The organism is Mesorhizobium sp. dw_380 (genome assembly GCF_018588885.1).
Classification (GTDB): Bacteria; Pseudomonadota; Alphaproteobacteria; order Rhizobiales; family Rhizobiaceae; genus Mesorhizobium.
This window is the reverse complement of record NZ_JAFFIW010000003.1, coordinates 68303-94785: the sequence shown is the minus strand read 5'-3', so window position 1 is coordinate 94785 and position 26483 is coordinate 68303. Positions and strand designations below refer to the sequence as shown.

23 protein-coding genes are annotated in these 26483 nt (G+C 64.7%); 15 read left to right on the top strand and 8 right to left on the bottom strand.

Annotated features, from left to right (window positions below; translation table 11 throughout):
* The first annotated feature begins 120 nt into the window (after nucleotides 1–120).
* The 6 genes from JT360_RS03730 to JT360_RS03705 all read left to right on the top strand — a co-directional run bounded on the left by JT360_RS03730 (nucleotide 121) and on the right by JT360_RS03705 (nucleotide 6123).
* Nucleotides 121–1083, top strand: a complete 963-nt coding sequence (locus JT360_RS03730) for a sugar-binding protein (protein ID WP_214470204.1) — start codon at nucleotides 121–123, stop codon at nucleotides 1081–1083.
* 115 nt (nucleotides 1084–1198) lie between these two features.
* Nucleotides 1199–2737, top strand: a complete 1539-nt coding sequence (locus JT360_RS03725) for a sugar ABC transporter ATP-binding protein (RefSeq protein WP_214470412.1) — start codon at nucleotides 1199–1201, stop codon at nucleotides 2735–2737.
* Between the two features lie 61 nt (nucleotides 2738–2798).
* Nucleotides 2799–3794 (top strand): ABC transporter permease, encoded by a 996-nt coding sequence (locus tag JT360_RS03720; protein WP_214470203.1) that lies wholly within the window; start codon nucleotides 2799–2801, stop codon nucleotides 3792–3794.
* Nucleotides 3795–3879: 85 nt separating this feature from the next.
* Nucleotides 3880–4659, top strand: coding sequence for an SDR family NAD(P)-dependent oxidoreductase (locus JT360_RS03715; RefSeq protein ID WP_214470202.1), 780 nt, complete (start codon nucleotides 3880–3882; stop codon nucleotides 4657–4659).
* On the top strand, nucleotides 4656–5240 hold the full coding sequence (locus JT360_RS03710; protein ID WP_352126991.1) for an SDR family oxidoreductase: 585 nt from the start codon (nucleotides 4656–4658) through the stop codon (nucleotides 5238–5240). Before JT360_RS03715 ends, JT360_RS03710 begins: the two co-directional genes overlap by 4 nt.
* Nucleotides 5224–6123 carry an aldose 1-epimerase gene (locus JT360_RS03705; protein ID WP_214470201.1) on the top strand — a complete coding sequence of 300 codons (900 nt, stop codon included), beginning with the start codon at nucleotides 5224–5226 and terminating at the stop codon, nucleotides 6121–6123. Before JT360_RS03710 ends, JT360_RS03705 begins: the two co-directional genes overlap by 17 nt.
* Here JT360_RS03705 and JT360_RS03700 read toward each other — a convergent pair.
* The 4 genes from JT360_RS03700 to JT360_RS03685 all read right to left on the bottom strand — a co-directional run bounded on the left by JT360_RS03700 (nucleotide 6120) and on the right by JT360_RS03685 (nucleotide 10543).
* Nucleotides 6120–6881: an SDR family NAD(P)-dependent oxidoreductase gene (locus JT360_RS03700; RefSeq protein ID WP_214470200.1), complete on the bottom strand. Its 762-nt coding sequence runs from the start codon at nucleotides 6879–6881 to the stop codon at nucleotides 6120–6122. The genes JT360_RS03705 and JT360_RS03700 overlap by 4 nt on opposite strands.
* Complete coding sequence (locus JT360_RS03695) at nucleotides 6878–8437, bottom strand: sugar ABC transporter ATP-binding protein (RefSeq protein ID WP_352126990.1); 1560 nt, start codon at nucleotides 8435–8437, stop codon at nucleotides 6878–6880. Before JT360_RS03695 ends, JT360_RS03700 begins: the two co-directional genes overlap by 4 nt.
* Nucleotides 8438–8492: 55 nt before the next feature.
* Nucleotides 8493–9467 (bottom strand): sugar ABC transporter substrate-binding protein, encoded by a 975-nt coding sequence (locus JT360_RS03690; protein ID WP_214470198.1) that lies wholly within the window; start codon nucleotides 9465–9467, stop codon nucleotides 8493–8495.
* Nucleotides 9468–9532: 65 nt separating this feature from the next.
* Complete coding sequence (locus tag JT360_RS03685) at nucleotides 9533–10543, bottom strand: ABC transporter permease (RefSeq protein ID WP_214470197.1); 1011 nt, start codon at nucleotides 10541–10543, stop codon at nucleotides 9533–9535.
* 212 nt (nucleotides 10544–10755) lie between these two features.
* Between JT360_RS03685 and JT360_RS03680 the strand changes: the two genes are divergently transcribed.
* Nucleotides 10756–11787, top strand: coding sequence for a substrate-binding domain-containing protein (locus tag JT360_RS03680; protein WP_250888598.1), 1032 nt, complete (start codon nucleotides 10756–10758; stop codon nucleotides 11785–11787).
* A gap of 241 nt (nucleotides 11788–12028) precedes the next feature.
* On the opposite strand, the gene JT360_RS03675 is transcribed toward JT360_RS03680, so the two are convergent.
* From JT360_RS03675 to JT360_RS03660, 4 genes are read right to left on the bottom strand one after another with little or no spacing between them, the layout of a single operon-like run.
* Nucleotides 12029–13210 carry a mandelate racemase/muconate lactonizing enzyme family protein gene (locus JT360_RS03675; RefSeq protein WP_214470196.1) on the bottom strand — a complete coding sequence of 394 codons (1182 nt, stop codon included), beginning with the start codon at nucleotides 13208–13210 and terminating at the stop codon, nucleotides 12029–12031.
* Between the two features lie 9 nt (nucleotides 13211–13219).
* Nucleotides 13220–14203 carry a transketolase family protein gene (locus JT360_RS03670; protein ID WP_214470195.1) on the bottom strand — a complete coding sequence of 328 codons (984 nt, stop codon included), beginning with the start codon at nucleotides 14201–14203 and terminating at the stop codon, nucleotides 13220–13222.
* Nucleotides 14200–15048, bottom strand: coding sequence for a transketolase (locus JT360_RS03665; protein WP_214470194.1), 849 nt, complete (start codon nucleotides 15046–15048; stop codon nucleotides 14200–14202). The genes JT360_RS03670 and JT360_RS03665 overlap by 4 nt, the downstream gene beginning before the upstream one ends.
* A 4-nt stretch (nucleotides 15049–15052) precedes the next feature.
* Entirely contained in the window at nucleotides 15053–15826 is a 774-nt protein-coding gene (locus tag JT360_RS03660; RefSeq protein ID WP_214470193.1) for an SDR family NAD(P)-dependent oxidoreductase, read from the bottom strand.
* A gap of 137 nt (nucleotides 15827–15963) precedes the next feature.
* Between JT360_RS03660 and JT360_RS03655 the strand changes: the two genes are divergently transcribed.
* The 8 genes from JT360_RS03655 to JT360_RS03620 all read left to right on the top strand — a co-directional run bounded on the left by JT360_RS03655 (nucleotide 15964) and on the right by JT360_RS03620 (nucleotide 26468).
* Nucleotides 15964–17184 carry a mandelate racemase/muconate lactonizing enzyme family protein gene (locus tag JT360_RS03655; RefSeq protein WP_214470192.1) on the top strand — a complete coding sequence of 407 codons (1221 nt, stop codon included), beginning with the start codon at nucleotides 15964–15966 and terminating at the stop codon, nucleotides 17182–17184.
* Between the two features lie 138 nt (nucleotides 17185–17322).
* Entirely contained in the window at nucleotides 17323–19713 is a 2391-nt protein-coding gene (locus JT360_RS03650) for a thiamine pyrophosphate-dependent enzyme (protein WP_250888597.1), read from the top strand.
* 33 nt (nucleotides 19714–19746) lie between these two features.
* Nucleotides 19747–20757 (top strand): C-terminal binding protein, encoded by a 1011-nt coding sequence (locus JT360_RS03645; RefSeq protein WP_214470190.1) that lies wholly within the window; start codon nucleotides 19747–19749, stop codon nucleotides 20755–20757.
* Complete coding sequence (locus JT360_RS03640; RefSeq protein WP_214470189.1) at nucleotides 20754–21461, top strand: E3 binding domain-containing protein; 708 nt, start codon at nucleotides 20754–20756, stop codon at nucleotides 21459–21461. The genes JT360_RS03645 and JT360_RS03640 overlap by 4 nt, the downstream gene beginning before the upstream one ends.
* Before the next feature lie 81 nt (nucleotides 21462–21542).
* Nucleotides 21543–22313, top strand: a complete 771-nt coding sequence (locus tag JT360_RS03635; protein ID WP_214470188.1) for a GntR family transcriptional regulator — start codon at nucleotides 21543–21545, stop codon at nucleotides 22311–22313.
* 288 nt (nucleotides 22314–22601) lie between these two features.
* Nucleotides 22602–23666, top strand: coding sequence for a sugar ABC transporter substrate-binding protein (locus JT360_RS03630; protein WP_214470187.1), 1065 nt, complete (start codon nucleotides 22602–22604; stop codon nucleotides 23664–23666).
* 165 nt (nucleotides 23667–23831) lie between these two features.
* The gene (locus JT360_RS03625) at nucleotides 23832–24899 is read left to right on the top strand and encodes a substrate-binding domain-containing protein (RefSeq protein ID WP_214470186.1); all 1068 of its coding nucleotides are present in this window, start codon (nucleotides 23832–23834) and stop codon (nucleotides 24897–24899) included.
* Between the two features lie 66 nt (nucleotides 24900–24965).
* Nucleotides 24966–26468 carry a sugar ABC transporter ATP-binding protein gene (locus tag JT360_RS03620; protein ID WP_214470185.1) on the top strand — a complete coding sequence of 501 codons (1503 nt, stop codon included), beginning with the start codon at nucleotides 24966–24968 and terminating at the stop codon, nucleotides 26466–26468.
* Nucleotides 26469–26483 lie beyond the last annotated feature (15 nt).

The window sequence follows — 26483 nt, the reverse complement described above, 5'->3', positions numbered from 1 at the left end:
CGGGAACCCCTGAGGAGGAGGGGCATCCAAGCCGCAAACGGCAAATCCAAGTGAGCAAGGCAATTCTAGTGAGCAAGACCGGTCCAGTCGCAACGACTGGACCAAAACGGGAGGTTGAACATGAAATCCTTGATACGCAATGCATCCGTGGCCGCCGCGGCCCTGGTTGTCGGCCTGACGGCGACAGCCATCGCGCGTGCCGACGACAAGCCGACGCTGGCCTTCGTCGTCAACGGCGCTTCCGATTTCTGGAAAGCGGCCGAAGCCGGCGTCAAGAAGGCACAGGGCGAACTGCCCGACTACACGCTTGAACTCAAATATCCCGAGCAGTCCTCGGTCGCCATCCAGCAGCGGCTGATGGACGATCTGGTGACGGCCGGCGTCAAGGGCATCATGGTCTCGGCCGTCGATCCCAAGACCTCGACCGACGGGCTGAACAAGATCGCTTCGCAAACGGCGCTGTTCACCACCGACTCGGACGCCCCGCAGACCAAGCGCGTCGCCTATATCGGCTCGTCCAACGTCGATGCCGGCAAGCAGGCGGCCGAAATCGCCAAGAAGGCGATGCCCAATGGCGGCAAATGCCTCGGCTTCGTCGGCCTGCTCGGCGCCGACAATGCCAAGGAACGCATCCAGGGCATGAAGGATGGCTTGGCCGGCACCAAGATCGAACTCGTCGACGTGCGCGGCGACGACATCGACCAGGCCCGCGCCAAGAAGAACGTCGAGGACGCGCTGGTCGCCAGCCCCGACGTCACCTGCATGGTCGGCTTCTACTCCTACAACACGCCGCGCATCTATGAAGCGCTGCGCGATGCCGGCAAGCTCGGCTCGATCACCGTCGTCGGTTTCGACGACGATCCGATCACGCTGGGCGGCGTCAAGGAAGGCACCATTGCCGCCACCGTCGTGCAGCAGCCCTTCGAATGGGCCTATCAGGGCATGAAGCTGATGGCTTCCTACCTCAAGGGCGACAAGTCGGGCATCCCGGCCGGCAATCTGATCATCATCCCGACCAAGATCATCGGCAAGGATGACGTCGACGCCTACGCCGCCAATCTGAAGGCGATGTCTGGAAACTGAGACCACAAGCAGTTCAGCCGGCTCAACTTCGCTTGAGCCGGCTGTTCGCATTGACGAAGCCTGCTGGGACCGTCAGTCTGCGAATAGGTCAGCTCGCCAACCGCTGTCAGGCATGATGAATTATTCCGACACATCCATCGCCGCGACCACCGCGTTCCTCAGCCTGGAGAACGTGCGCAAGACCTATCCGGGCGTCGTCGCGCTCGACGGTTTTTCGATGGAGGTCAGGCCCGGCGAGGTCATCGGCCTCGTCGGCGAGAACGGCGCCGGCAAATCCACCCTGATGAAGATCCTCGGCGGCGTCACCACGCCGGATACCGGCACCATCACGGTCGATGGCGCCGCCCACAACAGCCTGACCGTCGAAGGCAGCCTGGGCTCGGGCATCGCCTTCGTCCACCAGGAACTCAATTTGTTCGAAAACCTCGATGTCGCCGCCAACATCTTCTTTGGCCGCGAGCCGCTGCGCGCCGGGCCGTTGAAGCTCGTCGACCGCGCCAGGCTGCGAACCATGGTGGCGCCGCTGCTGAAGCGTGTCGGTGCCAATTTCTCCGCCGACACGCAGGTCGCAGACCTGTCGCTGGCGCAGCAGCAGATGGTCGAGATCGCCAAGGCGCTGTCGATCAAGGCGCGGCTGGTCATCCTCGATGAGCCGACATCGAGCCTGCCGATCGCCGAAACCGACAAATTGCTGGACGTCATCAAGGCGCTGAAGGCCGATGGCATCAGCGTCATCTTCATTTCGCACCGGCTGCACGAGGTCGAGCGCGTCGCCGACCGCGTCGTCGTGCTGCGCGACGGCATGCTGGCCGGCACGCTCGGCAAGCGCGACATCAACCACGACCAGATGGTCAAGCTGATGATCGGCCGCATGCTGAAGGAGCGCGAAAAGGCATCCGAGGCGGCGCGGGCGCCCGGCGCGGTGGCGCTTGCGGCCAAGGCCATCCAAACCCCCTCCTATCCCAGCCGGCCGGTCGATCTCGACGTCAGGCGCGGCGAGATCCTCGGCCTTGCCGGCCTTGTCGGCTCCGGCCGCACCGAACTGGCGCGCGTGTTCTTCGGCATCGATGCCAGCCTTGGCGGCACGCTCGAACTCGACGGCAAGCCGCTTGCGCTGAGCTCAGCGGCCGACGCCGTCGCGCATGGCATCTTCCTGGTGCCGGAAGACCGCAAGCTGACCGGCATCCTGCTCGACCTGTCGATCGCCCAGAACATCTCGCTGCCCAATTTGCCGGCGCATGCGAAGCGCTCTCTGGTGTCCGCAAGTGCCGAAACCGCAACCGCCGAGAAGCAGAAGAAGGATCTCGGCATCAAAGCGCCTTCGGTGCAGACGCGCACCGGCACGCTGTCGGGCGGCAACCAGCAGAAGGTCGTGCTCGGCAAGTGGCTGGCCATGAACCCGAAGGTGATGATCCTCGACGAGCCGACGCGCGGCATCGACATCGGCGCCAAGGCGGAAATCTACGGGCTGATGCGGGCGCTCGCCGATGCCGGCGTCGCCGTGCTGATGATCTCCAGCGACATGGAGGAGGTGATCGGCGTGTCCGACCGCATCGCCGTCATGCATGAGGGCCAGATTTCGGGCATTCTCGACAAGGACCAGTTCAGCCAGGAAAACGTGCTGCTGCTGGCAGTGGGCAAGCAGCCGAGATAGTTTTTAGCGCGGGTCTCGCGAGACCCGCGAACCTGCTCCGGCAGGCATTGGGGAGAAGACGATGAGCAAGAAAGATCTCGGCCTGCTGATCCTGATCCTGGTGGTCGGCGCCATCGTCGCCATCATCAATCCGCGCTTCCTGTTGCCGATCAATCTCGCCAACACCTCGAACCTGATCGGCCTGTTCGGCATCCTCTCCATCGGCCAGGCCTTCGTCATCATCACCGGCGGCATCGAGCTGTCGGTCGGCTCGCTGGTAGCGCTGCTCGGCACGCTGTTCATCGACTTCATCGCCGTGCGTGGCATGGGATGGCCTGTCGCCCTCGTGCTCATCCTCGTGCTCGGCGCCATCATCGGCCTGGCGCATGGCTGGCTGATCACAAGGCTCAAGCTGCAGCCCTTCGTCGTCACGCTGTGCGGCCTGCTGATCTATCGCGGTGTTGCCCGCTTCTACACCGCCGACGGCACCGCCGGCTTCGCCTTCGGCCAGAATTTTCCCGATCTCGAATTCTTGACCGCCGGCCGCTCCTGGGGCGTGCCGAACTCGTTTTTCGCGCTCATCGTCATCGCCATCGTCATGTGGGTGGTGCTGCACCGCTCGGTGTTCGGCCGCTATCTCTACGCCATCGGCAAGAACGAGGAGGCGGCGAAATATTCCGGCATCCGCACCGGCCGCATCGTCATGGCCGCCTATGTCATCTGCGGCGTGCTGACGGCGCTGTCGGCGATCTATTTCGCCATGTACACGCGCTCGATTTCACCCGCCAGCCACGGCCAGTTCTACGAGCTTTATGCCATTGCGGCGGCCGTGCTCGGCGGCTTCTCGCTGCGCGGCGGCGAGGGCTCGCTGATCGGCGTCATCCTCGGCACCGTGCTGCTGCAGGAGCTGCAGAACCTCGTCAACCTGCTCGGGATTCCCTCTTCCCTCAACTTCGCTGTCATGGGCGGCGTCATCCTCATCGGCGTGCTGGTTGACCAGCAATGGGGCGTGTTCCGGGCCCGGCGGCGGATGATCGATGCAAGCCGCAAGACCATGGCCGGCGCGCCGGCGGAATAACCTCCTGCTGTGACGCAATTGCTTGCTCGGGTGCTGAAGATATTATAATAGCATAACCCGAAATGGCTTAAGGGCGGAACGGGATATGCGCTGCGATCTGCGAGGCAAGGTAGCGCTGGTCACGGGAGCAGCAGGAGCGATCGGCAGTTCCATCGCCAGACGCCTGTCCGACAATGGCGCCGCGCTCGTCGTCGCCGACATCAACGGCGAGGGCGCGGAAAGCGTTGCGGCCGGGTTGAACGATGCCATGGCGTGCGTCACCGACATCCGCGATACCGCGTCGGTGGACGGTACGATCGCCGCGATCATGGAACGCTATGGCCGCCTCGACATCCTCGTCAACAATGCCGGCGTCAACACGCTGGCGCATCGCGTCACCATCGACGAATTCCCCCCGCAGGAATGGGACCGCATCACCGGCATCGATCTCGACGGCCTCTACATCATGAGCCGCGCGGCACTGGCCCCGATGCTCGCCGCCGGCAAGGGTGGGCGCATCGTCAACATCGCCTCGGTCGTCGGCCTTGCCGCAATGCGCCTGCAGAGCCCGTTCGTCGCCGCCAAGGCCGGCATCATCCATCTGACGCGGTCGATGGCGATCGAACTCGGCGGCAAGGGCATCCTGACCAATGCAATCGCCCCCGGCTCGGTGATGACGGCGCTGACCGAGAAACTGTTCTACGGCGATGATGGCAAGTTCGCCGGCCGCACGCAGGAATTCCTCGCCCATGTGCCGCTCGGCCGGCCGGCCCAGCCGGAGGAGATCGCCGAGACCGTGCTGTTCCTGGCCTCGCCGGCCGCCAGCTATGTCAACGGCCAGGTGCTGGCCGTCGATGGCGGCTGGACGGCGGGATACATGATGTGAGCGACGCCATGGAAATCGATCTCGCCGGCGCGACGATAGGTCTGGAAGGCGCAAGCAATCCGCTGGTCGAAGCGGCACTTGCCGCCTTGCGCGCCAATGGCGGTCAGATAGTGGGGAGGGCGCAGCCCGCCGACATCCTTCTGGTATCGTGCGCGCTGCGTCCGGGAACGGCGGCCGAAGATCCCTCCATTTTGTATGCGGCCGCGCGCAAGATGGCGATGGCCATGACCGTGCGTGGCGGCGGGCGTATCGTCTTCCTGCTCTCGGTCACCGCCGGCATGCCGGTGCGCCGCCATCCCCGCTTTTCCATGGAAAGCGCCTCGATCCTCGCCGGCATGCGCACGCTTGCCATGGAGTTCGGCCCCAAAGTGCTGGTCAACGCCGTCGGCGTCGGCGCGGTCGAGGATGAGATCGCCGGCGACAAGGCGATGCTCAGCCACACACCGGTCGGCCGCGCCGGCAGCATCGAGGAAGCGGTTGCGGTGGTGCTGTTCTTCTGCGATCCACTCAACACCTATACATCAGGCCAGATGCTGGGCGTCGACGGTGGATGGATGGCAGGCTATGGACGCAATTTCTGAACCGTTGATACTGAAAGCCGGAACGCTCGAGGTCGGGCTGGTGCCGCACATCGGCGGCAGCGTCAGCTCGCTGCGCTGGCATGGCATCGATCTCATGCGCCGGCTGTCGGGTGCGGATTTCGGCGCCGGCAATGTGCTTGGCGTCGCCATGTTCCCGATGACGCCCTACGCCAACCGCATCGCCGGAAATGCCTTCGACTTCGCTGGGAGACGCTGGCAGGTCCTGCCCAACAATCCGCCCGAAAAATTCAACGTCCATGGCAGCGGCTGGCAACATGCCTGGACTGTCACCGAGGCAGGCGCCGCCAACGCGACGCTGTCGCTGGACATCGCTGCCGGAGCCGAGCCCTATTCCTATCGCGCGACGCAGGCTTTTGTGGTTTCCGGCGATGGGCTGAGCGTGGCCATGACACTGACCAACACCGGGCCGGTTCCCCTGCCGTTCGGCTTCGGCCTGCACCCCTGGTTCGATCGCGATCCGGACGTGACATTGCAGTTTTGTGCACGACGCTTCTACCTCGAAGAACCGGACGGCATTTCGGGCGATCCGATCACGCTGCCGGCCGAACTTGATTTCGCCGAGGCCAGGCCTTTGCCCGCCGGCTGGCGCAACAACGACTATGGCGGCTGGGGCGGCGAGGCGGCAATCCGCTTTCCAGCGCGCGGCGCGGGACTGCGCATCAACGCCGATCCAATCTTCAAGCACCTGATGCTCTACGCCGATCCGACCAAAGCCTATTTCTGCGTCGAGCCGCAGACCAACGCTTCCGGTGCGTTCAACCGGGGCCGATGGGACGATCCCGATGAGGGCGTGATTGTGCTCGCCCCAGGTGAAAGTGCCGCCGGCAAGGTTGCGTTCACGCCCTTCGCGCTTTCACCCTAAAGCAGCCGTGCCAGCAGGCCGCCATCCACTTGCATGGCGCTGCCGGTGACGAAGGACGCGGCGTCGGAGATCAGGAAGCCGATTGCCGTGGCGATCTCCGTCGGGTTGGCAATGCGGGCGATCCGGTTGGGCTCGAAGGACAGGCCCAGCGCTTCCGCGCCGCCGGCCGCCTCCAGCCCGTCCAGCGTCATCCTCGTGGCGACGGAACCGACCAGAACGGCGTTGACGCGGATGCGGTCAACGGCATAGTCGAGCGCCATCTGCCGCGACAGGCCGACGACCGCCGCCTTGGTCGCGGCATAGGCCGGCACGCCGGGGACCGTTGCGTCGGCGTGCACGGAGGCGATGTTGACGATCGAACCGCCGCCTGCCGCGCGCAGCAGCGGCAAGGTTGCCCGGCAAACGCGGAAGGTGGCGGTCAGGTTGACGGCGATCGTCCTGTCCCAATCCTCGTCGGACAGCTCTTCCAGTCGCTTGCCGGTCGGATAGATGCCGGCGCAATTGACGACCGTGTCGAGCCCGCCGAACCGCCCCTGGGCTGCCGCCACGGCCGCACGGACCTCGGCTTCCCCAGTGAGATCGCACTCGCGAAAGATCAGTCGGCTTTCGGCATGGCGGCCGGCAAGCGCCCTTCCCTCCTCGCCATCCAGCCCTACGCCGAACACCTCGGCGCCCTCGGCGACGAGATACTCCGCCGTCGCCCGGCCGATGCCGGTTGCCGCGCCGGTCACGAAAATACGCTTGCCGGCAAACATCATGACGAAGCCTGTGCTGCCAGCGCGTGGCGTTCCGCTTGCGCTGCCGTCACCGAGCGAAGCACGCGGTCCTCGCCGCCTTGGCCTCGGCCAAATTCGTCGACGATACGGCCATCGGCAACGACGAGGCAGCGATCGCAAAGCCCGATCAGTTCCTCAAGCTCGGAGGCGACAATCAGCAAGGCCACGCCTTTCCCGGCCAGTTCGACGACAAGCCGGTAGATCTCATGCCGGGTTGCCGCATCGACGCCCTTGGTCGGCTCGTCGAGCAGCAGCACTTTCGGCGCCCGCATCAGCACGCGGGCAAACAGCAGTTTTTGCTGGTTGCCGCCCGACAGATGGGTGACTGACGCCTGCGGCGACGATGCCTTGACGTTGAGTGCACGCATGGCGGCGAGGATCGAACTGCGTTCCAGCCCGCCGCGCACCATGCCGTTCCGCGACAAGGGCGCAAGATTGCCGATGGTGATGTTGGCGCCGACCGGCAGGTTGAACAGCAGGCCGTCGCGCTTGCGATCCTCGGTCAGCAGAGCGATGCCGGCGGCGCGGGCATCGCTGGGCGACTTGATCGATTTCAGTTGTCCAGCAACCTGGATTTCGCCCTCGGCCGGCACGCGGCCATAGATGCCATGCAGGATCTCGCTGCGGCCGGAGCCTAGCAGCCCGGCCAGTCCGACGATCTCGCCGGCTGCCACGCGGAGGCTGATATCCTTCGCGCCATGGACGGCGCCGCTGTGGCCGGCGACGGTGAGGTGGCGAACCTCCAGCGCGCAGGGCGCGCCAACCGGCGCTGCGTGCTCTGGAAACAGCCGCTGCAGCCGCTGGCCCGACATCGAGAAGATGAAAGCCTCGGCGTCAAAATCCTCTCTTGCGATCCGCACCGCCACTTGCCCGTCGCGCAGCACGGTAGCGCGGTCGCAGATGGCCAGCACCTCCGGCAGGCGATGGGTGATGTAGATCATCGCCACGCCTTGCGCTTTCAGGCGCCGCAGCACGCTGAACAGGGCATCGACTTCCGTGCCCGAGAGCGAGGCGGTCGGCTCGTCCAGCATCAGCACGCGCGGCTTCAGCACGAGGGCGCGCGCAATCATCACCAGATGGCGCTGCGCCGAAGTCAGCGCCGCGACATAGGCCTTGGGATTGATGTCGATGCCAAGATCGGCAAAGATTTCGCCGGCGCGCTGCTCGAGCTTGCGCTGGTGGACGAGCACGCCGTCGCCGAGGCCGGTGCGGCCGGCAAAGACATTCTCGGCCACCGAAAGCTGTTCGAGCACCTCGATTTCCTGCGGCACGTAGCCGACGCCGTTCGACCGCGCATCTGCGGGCGAGGCGAAGCTGACGACCCGGCGGTCCAGTTGGATCGTGCCGGTGTAGGAGCCGGCCGGATGCACGCCGTTGAGGATCTTGACCAGCGTGGATTTGCCGGCGCCGTTCTGGCCGAGCAGAGCGTGGATCTCGCCTGATGTCACATCGAAGTCGACGCCGCGCAGCGCCTGTACGCCGCCGAAATTCTTGGCGATGGCGGTGGCCGAGAACAGCGGCGCTTGGACAGTCGACACGGCAATCCTCTCAGGATGTTGCCGAGCCCGCATGATGCGGGCCCGGCGGCAGGTGTTACTGGCCGGCGCTGTCCAGCATCTTGTAATAGGGGCCAAGGTCGGCTGCGGTGATCACCTTGGCCGGCAAGGGATTGCTGTAGGGCACGGTCTTGCCCTGGGCGAGGTCGCCGAGCAGTTCGGCAACCTTGGCGCTCTCTTCATAGAGCGGCTGCGCCACGATGCCGTAGGCGGCGCCGGATTTCACCAGATCGAGGTTCTGCCTGATATAGTCCATGCCGATGATGACGACGTCGCGCCCGGCCTTGCGCGCTGCGCCAGACCAGGTCTGGATGCTGTTGCCGGTGGTGCCGAAGGCGGCGGTCACATCAGGATTGCCTTGCAGGATCGCTACCGCCTTGGCTTCGGCCGCCGAGGGCTCGAAACCTTCCATCTGCGTGTCCAGCACCTTGATGCCGGGATACTTCGCCGCGATGGTTTTGCGGAAGGCGTCCGCCATGGCGTTCTCGGTGTCGTTGGAGGCGCCTTGCGTCAGCGCCACGGTGCCCTTGCCGCCGAGCTTGTCACCGACGGCGATCGCGGCGTTGGTTCCTGCCTCGGCGATGTTCTCACCGGTAGCCGCCTTCAGGCCATTGACGGTGCCTTCCGGCGGCAGCACGTGCCAGGTGACGATCGGGAAGCCTTCCTTGGCAAGTTTGGAGATGTAGGAATAGATTGCCGGATCCGGGCCGTAGACGCCGATGGCGTCGTATTTGGTGCGGGCGAGGGCGGCTTCGGCAAGCGGCAGCGTCGCCGGAATGTCCCAGTTGGTGGCGCTCGGATCGCCGACGACCTCGCAGGTGTAGCCGAGTTCCTTGCATTTGTTGAGGAAGCCCGCCTGCATCAGCCGGTGCACCGGGTGGTCCTTCATCGCCTGAACCCAGAGCAAATGGATGTCCGCCGCCCGCGCAAGGCTCACCGCACCCAGCGAGACGGCGACTGTCGCCGCCACCAATGCGGTGCGGATCAGCCCTTTCTTCAAATGGATTTTCATGTCGTACCTCCCTTGCTTCGCCAGCATTTTGCCGGCGCAATATCCACGGCCCTCTCGCGGTTTGTCTAAGCGCCGGCGATGAAGTAGCGGCGGCGCATTATGTCGAGGCCGACGGCCATGACCATGATCACGCCGACCGCGATCTGCTGCCAGTTGGAGTTGACGCCGATGACGACCAGGCCACTCTGCACCACCTTCAGCATCAGGATGCCGACGACGCCGCCGGCGACCGTGCCGGCGCCGCCGAACAGGCTGACGCCGCCGACCACCACGCCGGCGATGACGGTCAGTTCCCAGCCGCTGCCGATCGAGGTGCCGCCGCTGCCCAGATCGGCCATGACGAACATGCCGGCGATCGCCGACAGCGCGCCGACGACGATGAAGGCGCCGATCTTGTAGGCGTTGGTGTCGATGCCGACGAGGTGCGCCACTTCCTTGTTGCCGCCGGTGGCATACAGGTTGCGCCCGAGCACGGTGCGCCGCAGCACGAAGTCGGCGGCGATGGCGGCGATGATGAAGAAGGCGAAGCTCCAGCCCAGCCCGAAGGCGAGATCGGTGCCGCCGATCGTATTGATCGCCTCCGGCAGCGGATAGACCGGATAGCCGCCGGTCACCACCTGGATCAGGCCCTGACCGATGAACAGCATGCCGAGCGTCTGGATGAAGGCGGGGATGCCGAGCCGGACGACGATCAGGCCGTTGAGCAGGCCGATCAAGGCGCCGACTCCGATGCCGCCGAGAATGCCTGTTGTCACCGGCAGGGCGGCCGCGGTCATCAGCTTGGCCGCGACCACCGCGGACAGCCCGGCGACCGAACCAACGGACAGATCGAACTCGCCGGCGACCAGCAGAATGGTCTGGCCGATGGCGATGATGCCGACGAATGACACGACGTTGAGAATGGCGCGTATGTTGCGTTCGGACAGGAAGGCCGGCTCGATCAGCCAGAAGAAGGCGATCAGCAGCGCCATGGCCGCCAGCACGCCGACCTCGCCGACAGCAATGAAGCCGATCAGTCGCCGCCGGAACGATCGCGCGTCCCGGGGCGGCGAGCTCACCTCAGCCGCGCTGTTCATCCTGACCTCCCTGGCAGTGCCTGTTACCGGCTCTTGCGGCCAGCTCCACACACCCACGCCGATCCTGGCGTGCTCCTCGGCACCATTAAGATTATAATATTATAACTTGTCAACGGAGAAATTCGTCGATGCGGCAATGGCCGGGTCCGTCGCTGGCAAGCGTCCGCCACACCAGCTATGAATCGGTTGATGTCGCGTCGTGGAGCATGGTGATGAGCGATAGACCGCCGGCGGGCGAAAAGAAGCCGCAGCGCCTCGGCGTCCGCGAGATCGCCAAGCGCGTCGGCGTCGCGCCGATGACGGTGTCGCGTGCGCTGTCCAATCCCGACATGGTCTCGCCGGAGACCCGCGCCAAGGTGCTCGAGGCCATCGAACAGGCGGGTTTCGTACCCAACCGGCTGGCGTCCAGCATGCGCGGCAGTGGCCGCATGATCGGCACGGTGGTGCCGCCGCTGATCAATTCGGGCATCGCCGAGCAAGTGCAGGGCATGTCCGACGAGTGCCACGAGAGCGGCTATTCGATGCTCCTGGTGCAGGGCGAGTTCACGCAGGAGGCCGAGGACCAGGCGATCCGCAATCTGCTCGGCTGGCGTCCGGTCGGCATGATCCTGCAAAGCTTCGTGCAAAGCGAGACGGCGCGCGCCCTGCTGAAGACCAGCGGCGCACCGGTGGTCGAAATATCAGAGATCAAGGGCCGCAAGCCGATCGATATGGTGGTCGGCGTTTCCAACTTCGAGACCGCCTATGCCATGACCATGCATCTCGCCGCCAAGGGCTACAAGCGTATCGGCTTCGTCTCGACGCCGATCCACGGCAATGACCGTTTGCAGCAGCGCCGCACCGGCTATCACGCCGCGCTCACCGAACTCGGTATCAAGAACCATGCCGACATGGAAGTCGAGGTGCCGATCACCGCGCAGGGAGGCGCCGAGGCGCTGGTGACTTTGACTTCCCGACACAAGGACATCGACGCCATCTTCTTTTCCAGCGATACGCTGGCCGTCGGCGCTGTGCAGGAGTGCCACCGCCGCCGCTGGGCGGTGCCGGACAGGATCGCGATTGCCGGCTATGGCGACATGGATCTGGCAGCCCAGCTTTTTCCGCCGCTGACCACGGTCAAGGTCAACCGCTACGAGATGGGCCGGCGCGCGGTGCGGCAACTGCTGGCAAGGCTCGGCGGCGACACCAAGGTGCCGACCATCACCAGCCTCGGCTTCGAGATCGTCGACCGCGAAAGCGCTTGACGGTTTTTATCTGCTGAACGAGGCACCTCAGCTTCGTCATCCTAGGGCGGAGCAGCCGCGAAGCGGCGTCGCGGAGACCCTAGGATCCATGCCGTTACCTTGACCGAAGAGTGCAACGGAATAGAATTCTGCACCGTTGCGGCGCGCTGAAGTCGCGGCATGGATCCTAGGGGTCTGCGCCGCGTCGCTTCGCTCCTTGCTCCGCCCTAGGATGACGAACGGACGGGACGCTTTAGCTCGTTCAATGGCCACGCTTCCCCGCCGCTTCCCGCCGCCCAAGCCGCTTTTCCCAGCCTTCGGCATGGACGTTGAGATAGGCGTTGGGATCGTAGGGATGATCCTTGATCGCCTCGATATTGAGATCGATGCCGAGTCCCGGCGCATCCGGCAGCGACAGATGGCCATTGTCAGGATTGACCACTGGGTGCCAGGTCACCAGGTCGCGTGTCCATGGCTCGTTGAAGGCATCGAAATGCTCCTGGATGAGGAAGTTCGGCACCGCCGCCGCCAGCTGCAGGCACACTGCGGTCGCCACCGGTCCGCCGCTCTGGTGCGGGGCGATATGGCTGCCGTGGGCGAGCGCGAGATTGGCAACCTGCATTGACGGCCCAATGCCGCCGAGCGACATCGGCTCGGGCTGGAAGATGTTGACGCCGCCGCCCGCCGCCAGCGTGTAGAACTGGCCGACCGTGTCGTACATCTCGCCAGTCGCCACCGGGATCGGCGAGCGATGCGCCACTTCATGCACGGTCTCCTGCCGGTCGCGCGAGGTCGGCTCTTCCCACCAGTAGATGTCGAGGTCGGCGAATTTTTGCGCCGCCTGCAATGCGGCGATTTCGGTGAAGCGCGCGTGGACATCGATCAGGATCAGCGTGTCCTTGGGCAGATGATCTCGCAGCGTCCGGCAGATCGCGTAGGAGAGGTCCAGTTCCTTTCGCGAGATAAAGCCTTGCGCGGTGCCGAACGGGTCGAGCTTGAACGCCCTAAAACCCTTGGCCAGCACCGCCTTGGCGGCCTCCAGGAAAGCCTCGGGCGAGCGCTCGGTGCGATACCAGCCATTGGCGTAGCCGAGCACGCTGTCGCGCACCTGGCCGCCGAGCAGCTGATGGATCGGCACGCCAAGGCTCTTGCCCAGAATGTCCCAGCAGGCGACCTCGATCGCCGCGATCACCGTGCGGTGGATATGGCCGCCGTCGAGGGAGACACTGTCCAGCATGCGCTTGGCCAGCGCGTTGACGCGGCGCGGATCCTGGCCGATGGCGAGATGCCTGAGCTCGTGCACGCCGGCTTCGGTGGTCTTGATGAAGCCGTTCAGCGTGCCTTCGCCGATGCCGTGAATACCCTTGTCGGTATGGACCTTGACGAAAAGCCAGTTCTTCCAGCCGGCGCCGACGGCGAAGGTCTCGATCTCGGTGATCTTCATCGCGAAACTCTAGCTCAAACCGGCGATTGTCGCGATGACCGCCTCGGTGGTCAGGCCGTATTTCGCCTGCAAGGTCGGCACCGCGCCGCATTCGATGTAGCGGTCCGGCAAGCCGATGCGGGTCACTGTCTTCGCAATGCCAGCGTCAAACAAGGTCTCGACGACAAGGCCCGCCAGCCCGCCCACAACGACATGGTTTTCTGCCGTGACGATTTGGCCGACGCTGGCCGCGAATTCGGCCACCGCCCCAGCGTCGAACGGCTTGATCGTCGGCACATGCATCACGCCGACTGAGATGCCTTGTTTGCCCAAAGCGTCGGCCGCATCCAGCGCCCGTTCGGTCATGAAGCCGGTCGAGATGATGCCGACATCGCTGCCCTCGCGAAGACGCCGCGCCTTGCCGATCTCGAAGATGTAACCGGGCTCGAACACGACAGGCACGCTCCCGCGCAGCAATCTCATATAGACCGGTCCTCGATGCGCGGCGATCGCCTCTGTCGCTGCTTCAATCTCGGTCGCGTCGCAGGGATCGATGATGGTGAGGCCGGGGATCATGCGCATCAGCGCCAAATCCTCGATCGCCTGATGCGTGCCGCCATAGCCGGTCGTCAGCCCCGGCAGGCCGGCGACGATCTTGACGTCGAGGTTGGAGTGGGCAAGCGCGATGGCGATGAAATCATAGGCGCGCCGGGTCGCGAACACGCCATAGGTGGTGGCGAACGGGACCTTGCCGGTGCGCGCCAGACCGGCGGCGACGGCAACCAGATTCTGTTCGGCCATGCCGACATTGAAGAAGCGGTCGGGAAAGGCATCGCGGAACGGCAAGATGTCGGTGTATTTGCCGAGGTCGGCGGTCAGCCCGACAATGTCCGGGCGGCTTTGGCCAAGCCGCGCCAGCGCCCGCCCGAATGGCGCCTCGACACTTTGCCGGCCGCCGCCGATGGCTTCGTCCTGGCCCATCGCCAGCGTACGCTCGGCCTCCGCTCCGCTCATTGCCGTGGCCCCACGCTCTTGTCGAACTCGGCGATGATGCCGTCCCATTGCGCCACGTCGATGCGGAAGAAGTGCGATTTCTCAGAGGTTTCGATGCGCGGCACGCCCTTGCCCGGCAGGGTGCGCAGCACAATCGCCTTCGGCTTGCCGTTGCGCTCACGCGCCCCGGCCAGTGCACCAACCACTGCCGCCATGTCGTTGCCGTCGATCTCCAATGTCTGCCAGCCGAAGGCGCGCCATTTGCCGGCGACAGGGTCCATGTCGAGCACCATAGGTCCGTCGGCCTGGATACCGTTGCAATCGATCAGCGCCACCAGCCCGTCGAGCTTGAAATGGCTGGCCGACATCGCCGCTTCCCAGGTCGAGCCTTCCTGCATTTCGCCATCGGACAGCTCGACGAAGACGCGCGCATCGGAGCGGTCGACGCGCAAGCCCAACGCCTGGCCGACACCTTGCCCCAGCCCATGGCCAAGCGAGCCGCCGATCATCTCGACGCCGGGCGTGGTGTCGAGCGTCGACATTTCCAGCCGGCTGTTGTCGGCGCCGTAGGTCGTCAGTTCCTCGACCGGGATGATGCCGGCCTCGGCAAGCGCCGCCCACAGCGCGATGGAATAGTGCCCGGTCGACAAAAGGAAGCGGTCGCGGTCGGGCCAGTCGAGATTGTCCGGATCGTAGCGTAGTTCGTGGAAGTAGAGCGCCGCCAGGACATCGGCGATGCCGAGGCCCTGGCCGATATAGCCTTGGCCCTGGCCGCGCGCCATGGTCAGCATGTGACGGCGCAGCAGCTCTGCCTTGCGTTCGAGCGCGCCGATATCGGCGCTGCCGGGAGGAGAGTTTCGCAGCATCGGGTCAGTCCTTGTCGAGCCCGCCCGACATGTTGAGCCGCTCGGCGGTCATATATTTGGGCGAATCGAGGCAGAGCCACACCACCGCCTCGGCGACCTCGGAAATCTCGGCGCGGCGACCGAGCGGAATGCGGCGCGTGCGCTCGTCGAGGAAGGCCTGCAGATCGTCGCGGCCGTTGGCGCGGGCAAGATCGGCCTCGGTGGAACGCTGCATCTCGGTGTCCATCATGCCCGGCGCCAGGCTGTTGACCAGCACGCCATAAGGCGCCAGCGCCACCGCCGCCGCCCGGGTGATGGAATCGACCCCGGCCTTGCTCGCCGTGTAGGCGGTATAGTCGGGCAACGCCATGCGTGAGCCCGGCGAGGTGATGTTTATGATGCGCCCCGAACGCTGCTCGCGCATCACCCGGCCGGCCGCCTTGCAGGCCATGGCAAGGGCGGTGACATTGAGCGCCAGCGTGCGTGTCCAGGCCTGGTAGGTGGCGTCGAGGAATGGCTCGATCACGCCGTAACCGGCATTGTTGACCAGGATGTCGATGCCGCCCCAGCGCGCGACCATTTTTTCGACGGCTGCTTCCGGCGCGCCTTCGAGCGTGAAATCGCCCGTTATGCTTTCGGCTTCCGCGGCGGCTTCGCCGATTTTTCTGGCGGTATCCGCCAATCCCTCGCCATTGATGTCGGCGATCGCGAGAACACAGCCGCGCTGGGCCAACTGGATCGCCACCTCACGGCCGAGGCCCCCCGCTGCACCGGTGACCAGTGCTCTCTTAGACGTCATGTTCTGATTTTCGTCAGGCAACGGGCACCCTCCCGGCGGCCATCTTGACGCGATTGATACCGGTACCATAAATGGCTGTCAACGGCGATGTGCTATGGTCCGTTGGCCAAGTGATCGGTCGCAGCCGGGAGGAAGAAATGAAAATCGTCGCGCTCGAAACGCTGCAGCTGGCCGAGTTTCCGTTCCTGTTCTGGCTGCGTGTCCACACCGATGCCGGCCTGATCGGTACCGGCGAGACCTTCTGGGCGCCCGGGCCGGTCGCATCGTATATTCACGACAATGTCGCCGCCTATCTCCTGGGCAAGGATCCGCGCAACATCGAGCTGCATGACCGCACGCTGGGCAGTGTCTATGTCGGCGCGAGGGATTCCGGCGCCGAGCTGCGCGGCAATTCGGCCGTCAACATCGCGCTGTGGGACATTTATGGCCAGGCGCTTGGCGAGCCGGTCTGGCGGCTGCTCGGCGGGCGCACTCACAAGACCGTGCCGATCTACAACACCTGCGCCGGCTACAAACATGTCCGCGCCACCAGGAAGAACGCCCTGTTCGAGCGCGGCGAGGACTGGTCGCTCAAGGCAGGCGATTCCAATGAAGGTCCCTACGAAGACCTGCTCGCCTGGCGTTACAATGCCGGCGACCTCGCCAAAAGCCTGAAGTCGGAAGGCATCGGCGCGATGAAGATATGGCCGTTCGACATCGCCGCCGAGGCGTCGAACGGCACCCGTATTTCGCTCGCCGATCTCGACAAGGCGCTGGAGCCGTTCGGCAAGATCCGTGACGCTGTCGGCCGCGACATGGAGATCATGGTCGAACTGCATGGTCTGTGGACCTTGCCGCCGGTGCTGCGCATCGCCGAGGCGCTGAAACCCTACGACGTCGCCTGGCTGGAGGAGCCGATCCGCTATAACGAGCTCGACGCCTTGGCCGAGCTCGCCCGCCACACGTCGATACCGATCGCCGCCAGCGAGCGGCTGGCTTCGCGGCAGATGTTCAAGCAGCTGATCGACAAGCGCGCCGCTAGCGTGATCATGATCGACCTTGCCTGGTGCGGTGGGCTTTCCGAGGCGCGCAAGATCGCCAACATGGCCGAGGCCAGCGAATTGCCAGTCACCTTGCATGACTGCACCGGGCCGATCGTCTATGCCGCCAGCTGTGCACTGTCGGCGACCTTGCCGAACGTCAACTACCAGGAAGCGGTGCGCGCCTATTTCACCGGCTGGTACACAGAGATCGTCGCCGACATTCCGCTGGTCGCCAACGGCCATGTCGCGCCGCTCGAAGGGGCGGGGCTCGGCCTCAGTCTGCGGCCGGAGCTGTTCCAACGGCCCGACGCCACGGTGAGGATCACCAAGATCTAGCCGCCGCGCCGGCTCTGTCCGGAGCCAGTAGACATTATGCTATTATAATCTATTATCGGCCAAAGCGAGCGACCAACAAGCTCGCCGCCGGCGCTCCGTCGCCTGGCGTCAGGCGGATTCAGGGAGGCTTTGGTGGCAATGTCTGCGGCGCGTGCGCGCGACGATTTCAAGAGCGCTCCAAACCTGCCCGACAAGCAGGTTCTGCTCGACCTGTTCGAACGCATGGTGCTGTTGCGCCGCTTCGAAAGCATGGCCCAGATCGCCTGCCGCAAGGGCGAAACGCCCGGCTTCCTGCATCTCTATATCGGCGAGGAGGCGACGGGCGTTGGCGTCTGCGCGCATCTCAGACCGACCGACTGGGTCACCTCGACCCACCGCGGCCACGGTCATGCGTTGGCCAAGGGCGCGGATCCGGGACGGGTGATGGCCGAGTTGTTCGGCAAGGCCGACGGCATCTGCGGCGGCCGCGGCGGCACCATGCATCTCTATGACCGCTCCGTCGGCCTGTTCGGCACCAATGGCATCGTTGCCGCCGGTATCGGCCACGCCGTCGGCATCGGCATGGGCGCCCGCCAGCAGGGCCGCGACGACATCGGCGTCGCCTTCTTCGGTGACGGCGCCGCCAACCATGGCGGCTTCCACGAGGCGCTCAACTTCGCTGCCGTGCAGCGTGCGCCGGCGGTGTTCGTCTGCGAGAACAATCTCTATGCCACCGCGACGCCACTGAAATCGATCACGCTCAATCCAGAGATATCAACCAAAGCCGCCTCCTACGGCATGCCCGGCGTTGCCGTCGACGGCAACGACGTCTTCGCCGTCTGGCTGGCCATGAAGGAAGCGACCGAACGCGCCCGTTCCGGCAAGGGCCCGACGCTGATCGAGGCCAAGACCTACCGCACCGTCGGTCACCACGAGGGCGATCCTGTCATCGGCAACTACCGCACGCAGGAGGAACTCGACGCTTGGATCAAGCGCGATCCGATCGACATGTTCCGCAACAAACTGATCGAGGACTACGGGGTCGCCGACGCCGAGGCGCTGGCGGCGATCGAGGCGCGGATCGAGACGGTGGTCGAGCAGGCTTTGGCCTTCGCCCGCAACTCACCCGAGCCCGATCCGGCCACGGTGCGCCTGCATGTCTTTGCCGATCCGATCAACCCGCCGGCCGCCTTGCAGCCGCGCGCCGTCGGCGAGACCCGCACGCAAGGCTGGCTCGAAGCCGTGCGCGACGGCATCGCCGAGGAAATGCGCGCCGATCCGGCGATCCTCTATTTCGGCGAAGGCAGCGGCGAGCGCGGCGGCAGTTTTGCCCATACCAAAAACCTCTGGCAGGAATTCGGCGCCGATCGCATGGTCGATACGCCGATCTCCGAACAGGGCTTTACCGCCGCCGCCGTCGGCGCCTCGGCCACCGGCGCGCGCACCGTCTCGGACCTGATGTTCGCCGACTTCGTCTTCGAGACCGCCGGCCAGCTCTTCCTGCAGGCAGCAAAGCTGCGCTACATGACCAGCGGACTGATGAGTGCGCCGATGGTGGTGCGCGTCGGCGCTGGCGCGCTGCGCAGCTCCGGCCCGCATCACAGCGGCATCTACCATCCGGTCTTCGCCCATATGCCGGGCCTCGTCGTCTGCGTGCCTTCGACCCCGGCCGATGCCAAGGGGCTGATGAAGACGGCGCTCAGGGCCGGCGATCCCGTCATCATGCTCGAACCGAAGGCGCTGTTCGCCTCCAAGGGCGAGGTGCCGGTTGGCGAACATTATGTGCCATTCGGCGTCGCGCGGATCGCAAGGGCGGGAACGGATATCACCATCGTCGCCGCCGGCCAGATGGTGCAGCGCGCGCTTGAGGCCGCCGAAGCTTTGGCCGCCGAAGGCATTGAAAGTGAGGTGATCGACCCGCGCACCATCATGCCGCTCGACATCGACACCATCGTTGCCAGCGTCCGGAAAACCCACCGCCTGCTCGTCGTCGACGAAGCCTGGGCGATGTGCGGCCTGGGCGGCGAGATCGCGCAGGCGATCAACGAACTCGCCTTCGACGAGCTCGACGCGCCGCCCGGCAGGCTGCACACCGCGCCGACCTCGCACCCGTTCGCACCGGTGCTGGAGCGCGCCATGCTGGTCGATGCCGCGCGCATCGCGCAAGGCGTGCGCGAGGTCATATCGGGCAAGCCACCGGTGCCCGATCACTGGTACACCGTTGGTCTGAAAAGCTCTGCGCCGGCTAAGTCGGCATCGGCTCCGGCCAAGCCACAGCCCGCCGCACCAGCGCCCGCCACGCTCTCTGCAGGCGGCGACGAGCCGATAACAATGCCATTTGGCGACCTCACCGTCAGCGAAGGCACCGTCGTCAAATGGCTGAAGGCGGTCGGTGACGCGGTCAGGGAAGGCGAGCTGATCGCCGAGATCGAGACCGACAAGGCCGTGGTCGAGATCGAGGCGCCGATCAACGGGACATTGAGCGCGATCGATCAGCCGGTCGGCGCCGTCGTGCCGATGGGCGGCCGCATTGGCGGCATCAAGAAGTAGACCATCATGCAAGATGAAATCCGAAGGGCAAGCATGAAGATCCTGTGCGCCAACTGGCAAGCCGCCGACGAGGCAGAACTCGAACGCGAGCATTATCCCGACATCGAGTTCATCCTCGCCCGCTCGACCAACGACAAGGCAGCCTCGCTCGACCCGATCGTTTGCAAGACAGTCGATGCCGTCATCAACTATTCGCCCACCCACAATGTCGCCGCCGCTCCGTCGGCCTTTCCCAAGGCACGCATCGCGGTGCGCTCCGGCGTCGGCTTCGACAATATCGACACATCGGGCTGGGGCGCGCGCAAGATCCCGGCCTGCAACGTGCCGGACTACGGCACCACCGAAGTCGCCGACCACGCCATTGGCCTGATGCTGGCGCTGACCCGCGGCACCTCGGCCTATGACGCCGAGCTTTCCGGCCATGGCGCCGAAGGCTGGCATTTCTCCAAGGCGCCGCTGGTGCGGAGGCACAAGGGCGCCACCTTCGGCATTGTCGGGCTCGGCCGCATCGGGCTCGCCACCGCCCGCCGCGCCGCCGCCTTCGACATGAACGTGGTGTTTTACGACCCGCATCTCCTATCCGGCGTCGACCTGTCGACCGGCTATGAACGCGTTCATTCGCTGAACGAGCTTATGGGGCGGGCGGATGTGGTCAGCGTCCACGCGCCGCTGAGCGAGGAAACCCGCAAGCTGCTCGGCGCCGCTGCCTTCGCGGCGGCCAAACCCGGCCTTGTGCTGATCAACACCGCGCGCGGCCCGATCGTCGATCTCGACGCGCTGGAAGCAGCGATGCGCAAGGGTACCGTCACCGGCGCGGGGCTCGACGTCCTGCCAAGCGAACCCGGCGATCTCGATCATCCGCTGCTGGCGGCATGGCGGCGCCGCGAGCCGTGGATCGCCAATCGCCTGATCGTCACACCGCACGCCGCCTTCTACAGCCCGGCTTCGATGCGCGATCTCCGGCTGAAATCGATTGAGGTCGTGCACGCTTATCTTGCCGAAGGACGGCTGACCAACTGCGTCAATTCAGAGTATCTGAAATGAACGCACAGGTAAGGCGTGTTGCGGCTTCCCCATACGCCCGCCGCCTGGCGCGCGAGCGTGCACTGCCGCTCGAAGCGCTTCGCGGCAGCGGCCCCGGCGGCCGCATCCTCGCTGCCGATATCATCGGCTACGTTCCGGTTGCCACGCCTGATGGCGCCGCCCCTGCGGCAGCGCCTTCCATTGCCGCGTCCCGGATCGCTGCCTTTGCAACGTCCGTTGCGCTCGGCGCACTGCAAGACCTGCTGGCGGCGCTTGAGGGTTCTGGGAGGGTGTTCGATATTGACGACGTGCTGCTGTGCGCGGCCGGTCGAGCATTTGCCGGGATACCGGACGCCGCCAAGCCCGGTGACACATCCGTTGCGCTGGAGCTGGCGGGCCGGCAAGCCGTGTTCGCCATGATCCCCGAAACGTCTCTGACATCGCTGCGCGCAACGCGGCTCGCTGCCTTGGCCGACAGCCGTGACGATGCGGAAAGGCCCGCCCCATTGTCCCTGCGGGTGCTGCCGGCAAGCGACGTCAGGCCGGTCATGATGCCGCTTCTGCCAGGCCGCGCCATGCGCTTGACCGTGTCGCTCGACGCACCAGGCATTCACGCCGAGTGCCTGCTCACTACGGATGCGGGAAGCATTGACGAGGCAATCGCGGCCACATGGCTTTCGGCACTGAAGTCGGCGATTGAAAACCCACTCCGGCTTTTCGTCTGAACGGTTCATGACCGCCAGCCCTGCCTAGCCTCAAGCGCAGGAAGCTATTATAAAAGCTTCGACACAGGCGCGACGAGGCACATGGATCACTCCGTTCCCACCATCGACAGTCTTCCCAAGCGCACACTTGGCCGTGCCAACGGGCCGCTTTACCGCCAGCTCGCCGATATATTGCGCGAGCCGATCGGCAACGGCACCTTTCCCGTCGGCGGCGAACTGCCGAAGGAAGCGACCATCGCCGAGCATTTCGGTGTCAGCCTCATCACCGTGCGCCAGGCGCTGCGCGATCTCGAAGCCGACGGGCTGATCCGGAAGCGCTCGGCCAAGCCTGCCGTGGTCGTGGCGCGCAATCCATCGGTCAATCTGAGCTGGAAGTTCAAGAATTTTGCCGACATGGCGGCCTTCACCAAGGACGCGCAGCTGTCGGTGAAATCCTATCGCAAGGAGGTTTCGCCCGTGCTCCAGCGCCATTTCGGCATGGGCAAGGACGAGGCGGGCTATTGCCTGCGCGGCATCCTGTCGGTGGGCGAGCAGAAGAAGGCTCAGATCACCAGCTATTTCCCGCCCTCCGTCGGAGCGAAGCTGAAGCGGGATGATTTCTCCGACGTGCTGATCTTTCGTTCGGTGCAACGGCATCTCGGCCTGCGCCTGGACGTGGCCCATGTCACAGTCCGCGCCGAGATCGCCGATGAGGCCATCGCGGAAGACCTCGGCATAGCCCTTGGCAGCGCGGTTCTCAGCGTGGAGATGCTCTATCAGTCGGCCGATCAGCAGAGCATCGAATTCACCATCGCGCGACATCCGGCCGATCTCTTCAGCATCAGCTACGACGCGCCGAACGACCTGGCCTGAGCCCGATCGCCCGGCCCGGCCGGCAAGAGTGTCGCGCGCGGATTTCCCTGCCTCGGCCATGGACAGTTTTATAAAATTATAATAGCATCATAGCTGAGATGAAGGCCGCGCCGAAACCGCGATCGAACGTGAATGCGTGGCCCCCATCCGATGTCGAGCATTTGCCGCTGTGCATGAAGTGCGCGGCGATTCCAATGTGACGGCATGCACGCGAACAAGGTCTGTCCATAAGGGGGTGTGCCTCGAAGGCATTCGATAGGCCGACACCAAACACGGGAGGAGGAAATCATGAAAGCAGGAGCATTTTTTGCCGGCCTTGCGGCGGTCGCGGCGACTTTGCTGTCGTTCGATGCCGTGCCGGCCAATGCACAGGACAAGAAGCCCTATACCATCTATTTGTCCAACAATTTCGTCGGCAACGACTGGCGCCAGCAGATGCTGCGCAGCGCCGACATCGCGGTCAAGAAGCCGCCGCTTGCCGGTCGCGTCGACCTCAAGGTCGAGGTGGTCGAGACCACGGTCCAGGCCCAGATCAATTCCCTCAACAACATCATTCGCAACAAGCCCAACGCTATCGTCATCGATGCGGGCTCTGGCGAAGCCCTCAACCCGACGATCGAGAAGGCTTGCAATGCCGGCATTGTCGTCATCGCCTTCGATCAGATCGTCAGCGCGCCCTGCGCCTACACGATGGAGTCCGACTGGGGCCGCGCGCCACGCGTGGAGGCTGAATGGCTGGTCAAGAAACTCGGCGGCAAGGGCAAGATCCTCGTCGACCGTGGGCTTGCCGGCGCGCCGATCTCCGCCCAGCTGCAAGGTGGTTTCGAAGACGTCATCAAGAAATATCCGGCCATCGAAGTGGTCGGCTATTTCAACGGCGACTACGCGCTGGGGCCTGAGCAGGCCGGCGTCGCCAGCCTGCTGGCGGCGCATCCGCAAGTCGACGCCATATTCGTCCAGGGCTACGGCGCCGGGGCGATCAAGGCGCTGCAGGATGCCGGTCGCCCGATCGTTCCCATCACCGGCAGCCCCTTCAACCTGACGACGACGACCTGCGCCCAGACGAAAGGAGCCCAGTGCATCCTTGCACCCAATCCGGCCTATCTGTCGGCCGAGGCCTTGAAGCTCGCGGTGGAGATACTCGACGGCAAGAAACCGGCGCAGAAGAAGATCCTGCTGCGCAATGCCTTCCTGACCACCGACCCGGTCCCCTCGGAATTGTACCCCGATGCGGCCATGCAGAACATCGAGGTGGGCAAGAACGCCTTTCCGGAAATGGCTCCGGGCCTGTTTCTTCCGGTCAGCCCCGACTGGGTGGAAATCACCCCGGCCGAGGCCGCCGGATCGAAGTGACGATGCTGGCTTGTGGGTGACGAAATGGTCGCTCCAGGCCTCTCCAATGCGCCTTGGCTTAAATTGACAAGGCGCATTGGTACCGGTATCAATTTGGCTGCAGCATCCATCAAGATGGCGAAGTCCGTCACCGGCTGATGCAGGAAACACGAAGGAGGAGAGACCATGAAACTGACGACAATTTGTGCCGGATTGGCAAGCCTCGCTTTGTCCGCGATCGCCATCGGCACGGCACCGGGCCATGCCGAGGACAAGAAGCCTTACACCATCTATCTCTCGAACAATTTCGTCGGCAATGACTGGCGCCAGCAGATGGAGCGTGTCGCCACCGTTTCGGTGAACAAGGGGCCGCTGAAGGGCCGCGTCGACCTCAAGATCGAGAATGTCGAGAACACCGTCCAGGCGCAGATCAATTCGCTGAACAACATCATCCGCCAGAAGCCGGCCGCCATCCTTGTCGATGCCGGTTCGGACTCGGCCTTGAATCCGACCATCAAGAAGGCCTGCGACGCCGGCATCGTCGTCATCAGCTTCGACCAGGTGGTGACCGAACCCTGCGCTTTTGCCGTCGCCTCGGACTGGGATCGCATCCCCTCTGTGATGGCCGAATGGATGGCGACGCAGCTTGGCGGCAAGGGCAACATCATCCTCGACCGTGGCCTCGCTGGCGCGCCGATCTCGGCGCAGCTGCAGCAAGGCTATGAGAAGGTGCTGGCCAAATATCCCGACATCAAGATCGTCGGCTACTACAACGGCAACTATGCGCTCGGACCGGAACAATCTGGTGTGGCCGCCCTGCTTGCCGCCAATCCGAAGATCGACGGCATCATGACGCAAGGCTACGGTTCGGGCGCCATCCAGGCGCTGAAGGACGCCGGCCGCCCGATCGTCCCGGTCGTCGGCTTCTCCTACAATGTCGCGGCCGTCACCTGCGCGCAGACGCAAGGCGCCAAATGCATCCTTGGCTCCAATCCGGCCTATCTCTCGTCGGAAGCGATCAAGCTCGCGGTCGACATCCTCGACACCGGCAAGAGGCCGGCCGAGCGCTCCGTCTCGGTCAAGGGTGATTTCGTCACCACCGATCCCTTCGAGTCCAAACTTTACCCTGGCACCAAGATGATCAAGATCGCGATTGGCGAGAATGCGTTCCCCGACCAGGCGCCCGGCTTGACGCTGCCGATCACGCCGGACTGGGTCGAGATCACTGCTGCGGAAGCCGCCGGTACCAAGTAAACTCTGACACCACGATCCTGTCTCCCGGCATCGCAAGGTGTCGGGAGAGCTTTCGAAGGCGCATTCATGGACCTCGTCACCGTCAAAGGCCTGTCCAAACGCTATGGCGGTATCGTCGCCCTGAGCGAGGCGACATTCAGTGCCTGCGCCGGCGAGGTGCACGCGCTGCTCGGCGAGAATGGCGCGGGCAAGAGCACCTTCATCCAGATACTGTCGGGCGCGGTCCAGCATGATGGCGGCTCGATCCTGGTCGATGGCCAGGACTATCGCCCGGCCAATCCGGATGCGGCCCAGGCGCTCGGTATCGCCGCCGTCTTCCAGGAATTGTCGCTGATCCCAGATCTCAGCGTCGAACAGAACATCTGGTTCCGCCACGAGCCACGGACCTTGCTGCGCACCGTCAATCGCGCAGAGATGCGCCGCAAGACGCTGGCGCTGCTCGACAAATACAGTTTTCCGGCATTGCGCCCAGACCAGGAATTGCGGCGGCTGACACTGGCCGAACGGCAGATCGTCGAGATCGCCAAGGGCCTGGCCAAGGACCCGCGCATCCTGATCCTCGACGAAGCGACCTCGGCGCTGCCCGCGCGGGAGGCGGAGTGGCTGCTCAAGCTGACGCGGCAATTGGCGACCGAGGGAAGGTTGGTCATCTTCATCTCGCATCGCATGGCCGAGGTGCGTGCCATTGCCGATCGGTTGACCATCTTCCGCAATGGCAGCACCGTGGCCGCGCACGAGGCCAATGCCGTGTCGGACAACGAGATCGTCACCCAGATGATCGGCCGGCATCTCGACCGGCTGTATCCGGAGCGCGTGTCCACAGCGACAGATCTCATTGCGCTGAGGGTCAGCAATTTGTCCAGCGGCAGCCGGCTCACCGGCGTCGACTTCGCACTGCGCGAAGGCGAGGTGCTGGGGGTCGGCGGCCTGCAAGGCCACGGCCAGCGCGAACTGTTCCAGGCGCTGTTCGGCGCCACCAGGGCGACCGGCGCCATCGAGCTCTGGGGCAAGCCCACCTCGATCGGCAATCCGCGCCAGGCGCTGACCGGCAAGGATGGCATCGCCCTTGTGCCGGAGGACCGGCGCGGGCAGGGCCTGCTGCTGACCAAGAGCGTGCGCGAGAACCTGACACTTTCCGTCATCAGGCGCTTCACCGAAAACGGCTTGCTCAGCCGGCAAAAGGAAGCCGCTCTGGTCAAGGAAATGGTCGATTTCCTGCGCATCAAGGCCGGCACGCCGGAACAGCTTGCAGGCACGCTCTCGGGCGGCAACCAGCAGAAGGTGATCTTCGGCAAGATGCTGCTCACGCAGGCGCGCGTTTTGTTGCTGTACGATCCGACACGCGGCGTCGATGTCGGCACCAAGGGCGAGATTTTTCAGCTGATGCGCGACCTCGCGGCCAAGGGCTACGCGATCCTGTTCCATTCCAGCGACATGCCGGAACTGGTCCATGTCGCCGACCGGGTGCTGGTGATGCGAAATGGCCGCATCGCGGCGACGCTCGAAGGCGACCGCATCTCGGAGGCGGGCATTTTGCGCGCCGCCATGCTTGAAAGCGAGGCGGCTTGAGGCATGGTGATGTCC

What these genes read in the sequence shown, in the direction of transcription:
- JT360_RS03730 (WP_214470204.1), top strand. Translation starts at nt 121, where the DNA reads ATGAAATCCTTGATACGCAATGCATCCGTGGCCGCCGCGGCCCTGGTT.
- JT360_RS03725 (WP_214470412.1), top strand. Translation starts at nt 1,199, where the DNA reads ATGAATTATTCCGACACATCCATCGCCGCGACCACCGCGTTCCTCAGC.
- JT360_RS03720 (WP_214470203.1), top strand. Translation starts at nt 2,799, where the DNA reads ATGAGCAAGAAAGATCTCGGCCTGCTGATCCTGATCCTGGTGGTCGGC.
- JT360_RS03715 (WP_214470202.1), top strand. Translation starts at nt 3,880, where the DNA reads ATGCGCTGCGATCTGCGAGGCAAGGTAGCGCTGGTCACGGGAGCAGCA.
- JT360_RS03705 (WP_214470201.1), top strand. Translation starts at nt 5,224, where the DNA reads ATGGACGCAATTTCTGAACCGTTGATACTGAAAGCCGGAACGCTCGAG.
- JT360_RS03700 (WP_214470200.1), bottom strand. Translation starts at nt 6,881, where the DNA reads ATGATGTTTGCCGGCAAGCGTATTTTCGTGACCGGCGCGGCAACCGGC.
- JT360_RS03690 (WP_214470198.1), bottom strand. Translation starts at nt 9,467, where the DNA reads ATGAAAATCCATTTGAAGAAAGGGCTGATCCGCACCGCATTGGTGGCG.
- JT360_RS03685 (WP_214470197.1), bottom strand. Translation starts at nt 10,543, where the DNA reads ATGAACAGCGCGGCTGAGGTGAGCTCGCCGCCCCGGGACGCGCGATCG.
- JT360_RS03680 (WP_250888598.1), top strand. Translation starts at nt 10,756, where the DNA reads ATGAGCGATAGACCGCCGGCGGGCGAAAAGAAGCCGCAGCGCCTCGGC.
- JT360_RS03675 (WP_214470196.1), bottom strand. Translation starts at nt 13,210, where the DNA reads ATGAAGATCACCGAGATCGAGACCTTCGCCGTCGGCGCCGGCTGGAAG.
- JT360_RS03670 (WP_214470195.1), bottom strand. Translation starts at nt 14,203, where the DNA reads ATGAGCGGAGCGGAGGCCGAGCGTACGCTGGCGATGGGCCAGGACGAA.
- JT360_RS03665 (WP_214470194.1), bottom strand. Translation starts at nt 15,048, where the DNA reads ATGCTGCGAAACTCTCCTCCCGGCAGCGCCGATATCGGCGCGCTCGAA.
- JT360_RS03660 (WP_214470193.1), bottom strand. Translation starts at nt 15,826, where the DNA reads ATGACGTCTAAGAGAGCACTGGTCACCGGTGCAGCGGGGGGCCTCGGC.
- JT360_RS03655 (WP_214470192.1), top strand. Translation starts at nt 15,964, where the DNA reads ATGAAAATCGTCGCGCTCGAAACGCTGCAGCTGGCCGAGTTTCCGTTC.
- JT360_RS03650 (WP_250888597.1), top strand. Translation starts at nt 17,323, where the DNA reads ATGTCTGCGGCGCGTGCGCGCGACGATTTCAAGAGCGCTCCAAACCTG.
- JT360_RS03645 (WP_214470190.1), top strand. Translation starts at nt 19,747, where the DNA reads ATGAAGATCCTGTGCGCCAACTGGCAAGCCGCCGACGAGGCAGAACTC.
- JT360_RS03640 (WP_214470189.1), top strand. Translation starts at nt 20,754, where the DNA reads ATGAACGCACAGGTAAGGCGTGTTGCGGCTTCCCCATACGCCCGCCGC.
- JT360_RS03635 (WP_214470188.1), top strand. Translation starts at nt 21,543, where the DNA reads ATGGATCACTCCGTTCCCACCATCGACAGTCTTCCCAAGCGCACACTT.
- JT360_RS03630 (WP_214470187.1), top strand. Translation starts at nt 22,602, where the DNA reads ATGAAAGCAGGAGCATTTTTTGCCGGCCTTGCGGCGGTCGCGGCGACT.
- JT360_RS03625 (WP_214470186.1), top strand. Translation starts at nt 23,832, where the DNA reads ATGAAACTGACGACAATTTGTGCCGGATTGGCAAGCCTCGCTTTGTCC.
- JT360_RS03620 (WP_214470185.1), top strand. Translation starts at nt 24,966, where the DNA reads ATGGACCTCGTCACCGTCAAAGGCCTGTCCAAACGCTATGGCGGTATC.